This window comes from Pseudomonas sp. 2822-15 (assembly GCF_002742515.1).
In the GTDB taxonomy this organism is placed as follows: Bacteria; Pseudomonadota; Gammaproteobacteria; order Pseudomonadales; family Pseudomonadaceae; genus Aquipseudomonas; species Aquipseudomonas salomonii.
Map to the genome: position 1 here is coordinate 1 of NZ_LJRY01000062.1, position 384 is coordinate 384.

General features: G+C 33.9%; 1 pseudogene. It reads left to right on the top strand.

The window, feature by feature from the left end:
- Nucleotides 1-100 precede the first annotated feature (100 nt).
- Nucleotides 101-384 (top strand): annotated as a pseudogene (locus AOA59_RS00245) (flagellar assembly protein H); the annotation flags it as partial.

Below are 384 nucleotides of genomic sequence, written 5' to 3' on the forward strand. Positions count from 1 at the left end.
TTCATAAATACCCCGTAAAATTTTCCATCTCCACTTGAATAGAACTGATGTTCGTTATTTATTTATATTAAATGCTAGTTCATGATAAGGGGATGAGGAAATGCCTGAGTCAATGGTAGACCATGACCGTCTATTTAAAGAGCTGATTGAAACGTTTTTTGAGGAATTTATTATATTATTTTTTCCAGAAGCATACGAATATCTTGATTTTTCTAATGTGAAGTTTCTTTCTGAAGAATTGTTTACAGATGTAACGGAAGGAGAAAAATTTCGCCTTGATTTGGTGGTAGAGCTAGAATTAAAGGGAGAACCTGGCCTGATTATAATTCATGTTGAACCCCAATCCTATCAACAGCAGAACTTCAATGAGCGAATGTTTATCTA